The sequence below is a fragment of the Terriglobus sp. YAF25 genome (genome assembly GCF_052113305.1).
GTDB lineage: Bacteria > Acidobacteriota > Terriglobia > Terriglobales > Acidobacteriaceae > Terriglobus.
Genome location: NZ_JBFRCY010000670.1, coordinates 1 through 2,572 on the forward strand (window position 1 = coordinate 1; position 2,572 = coordinate 2,572).

A 2,572-nucleotide genomic window follows, 5' to 3' on the forward strand; every position below is an offset into this window, starting at 1 on the left:
CCTTTGTCATTCGTGCAAACGGCTCCATCGTCTCGGCCGAACAGGGCCACGCCTTCGCCAATCTACGACTGGCGCCCGGAGATACCGTTGTTGTTCCAGAAAAATCATTCAAGATCAATAAATTCCGCACGATCTTCGACTCCAGCTTTGCCAGCCAGTTCGCGGTGGTAGCAGCCATTATCTCTGTCATCCGGTAAGGCCTTTCGCGCCAGATGCGACATAGGGAAAATTCTCTCCCGTGCCGCATCTGGCGCCTGGCTTCCGGGCCGCTGATTTAGAGCATTTTCCCTGCTGCTGGGTAGCCCATAAAGTGTGTGCAGAGGAGTTTTCATTGCGGAAAACGTACATAGATACGGAAGCCGAACACTACACCTACAGGGAAAATGCTCTAGCATGGTGACAAATATGCGGCAATACTCTGGCAGTTACTCCGCCACACGGGTCTTGCCAAACAGCTTCGGGTTTCCTGTGCCTTTCACCTGTTCTTCCCTGTCACAAGCGAACTTGCACAAACCAGTTCCGGACCACGTTTACGACTTATACTTCCCCCATCGATCATTGGCGTATGGTGCCATCGACCGGCTGCACGGATTGGGATATCGTGGAGCTTCGGTTCCAGGTGCAGCGTAGCTTTGGAAAGCGCCTGTTTACCTACCGGGCCAGCAGTCGAACGTTGGAATGATCGGGGGATTCGCTGGTACCCTGGAGATTCGCGGTAAGGTGTTATTCTGGGAACAACACCCCCCCCAAGCGACTTTTTAGAATAACCGATGTTTGAACTACCATGCTACTCTCAGGGATGAGTTTGCTGTTATGCCTGTTCCGCTCACCGTAACCAGAGAATCGATTCAATCCGGCCCTACGCATACAACGATCAAGGACGTTGCGGTCATTATCCCCACACTGGATGCCGCGACCGACTGGCCAGACTTGATACGAGGTTTAAGATCGCAGTTCATCGATCCCTCTCAGATCTTTGTTGTTGACTCAGCTTCCACGGATAACACAGCATCACTCGCTCGAAATGCGGGATTTACGGTCATCCCGATTCAGAGATGTGAATTCGATCATGGCCACACTCGACAGATGGCCGCCAGCAAGATCGAATTTCCGATTCTGCTTTTTATGACGCAGGATGCTGTTCTCACAGCACCGGATTCGATCAATAAGCTGGTTGAGGCGTTTAATGACCCCCTTGTGGGATGTGCCTATGGCCGCCAGTTACCCCGCGCTGCAGCGGGTCCGATTGAGAAGCATGCCCGGTATTTCAACTATCCCGAAAGTACGTCGATCGTAACCCTGCATTCGCGCGAAACCATCGGGATGAAGGCATTCTTCATCTCCAACAGTTTTGCGGCATATCGGCGTGAAGCCCTATTGGAGGTCGGTGGTTTCCCTTCGGACATCATCTTTGGCGAAGACGCCTACGTAGCAGCGCGCATGCTGCTTGCAGGTTATAAAAAGGTTTACGTCGCCGACGCCACAGTGGTCCATTCCCATGACCTATCTTTGCGAGAAGAAGCCAAACGATACTTCGACATTGGCGTCTTCCACAGCCGGGAATCCTGGCTTCTTAAAAACTTCGGGCAGGCAACAGGAGAAGGTAAGAAATTCGTTCTTTCTGAGATCAAGATGCTGCTCCGGGTGAAGCCCTACCTATTGCCATACAGTCTGCTCCGAACCACGACGAAGCTGCTGAGCTACAAGCTTGGCCAGCGAGAGGCCGCGCTAAGCTCAGCTTTGAAACGGCGGCTCTCCATGAACCGCTCATACTGGTCCCGCTAGCTCTCATTCCATCTCTCGCAGTATCCCGGAGTATGGGTGCAGCGGCGTTTTCATTGAGGAAAACGCCCATCAATGCGTAGGCCCTACACTTCACCTACAGGGAAAATACGCTAGGGCGCGTCATCGGGTTGGATGGCACACCCTAGTTTGCAGGTGGCTTTGCTGTCGACTCTCGCAGAACGATGCTGGCGGAGAGCATGGGTTCGCTTGGCTGCTCGGCGCCATCGATATAGGCGTTCAGCATGGAGAGGACACTGCGCGCCAGATCCCCGCGTGGGGTCGCTACCGTCGTCAACGGCGGATGCAGGAAATCGCAGAGATAGGTGTTGTCGAAGCCAACGACAGAGACATCCTCCGGAATCGAAAGACCGGCGGCCTGCAATCCACGGAAAGCTCCCAGGGCGACAAGATCATTGATCGCTACGACAGCCGTAAACCGATAGCGCTCCAGCGCTCGCTGGACGGCACGTAGACCGGCGGCGGCAGGTTCGCCGGCTTCGTCGATGATGTGTACGTCCATTTCCTTCGGGTTGTACCGCAGTAGGGCCTCTTCGAACCCGATCTGGCGCTCCATATGGGAGAGCATGGGCGGCTCCGGCGGCTCCGAAAGACTCTGCTGCGAGTTCTTGATCAGAAGGATCCGGCGATGTCCGAGCTCCAGCAGATGCTGTACCGCAATGAACATACCGTGGCGCTTGTCCACGCGAACCGTACCGATGTGCGGACCTGCATGGGGATTATCCAGATATACCGTCGGAGTGCCGCTGCTCTTCAGCAGTGAGAAGGC

3 protein-coding genes are annotated in these 2,572 nt (G+C 54.7%); 2 read left to right on the plus strand and 1 reads right to left on the minus strand.

Features of this window, described 5'->3' with window-relative positions:
• Positions 1-197 (plus strand): hypothetical protein (locus AB4043_RS22105; RefSeq protein WP_442308110.1); only part of this gene is annotated, 197 nt, incomplete at its 5' end.
• Between the two features lie 616 nt (positions 198-813).
• Positions 814-1,785, plus strand: coding sequence for a glycosyltransferase family 2 protein (locus AB4043_RS22110; RefSeq protein WP_442302618.1), 972 nt, complete (start codon positions 814-816; stop codon positions 1,783-1,785).
• Between the two features lie 142 nt (positions 1,786-1,927).
• On the opposite strand, the gene AB4043_RS22115 is transcribed toward AB4043_RS22110, so the two are convergent.
• Positions 1,928-2,572, minus strand: a 645-nt coding sequence (locus AB4043_RS22115) for a LacI family DNA-binding transcriptional regulator (RefSeq protein WP_442308111.1), incomplete at its 5' end; no start/stop codon positions are given.

Bases quoted from the DNA above. Each gene is read 5' to 3' on its own strand.
- AB4043_RS22110 (WP_442302618.1), top strand. From the start codon at position 814: ATGCCTGTTCCGCTCACCGTAACCAGAGAATCGATTCAATCCGGCCCT.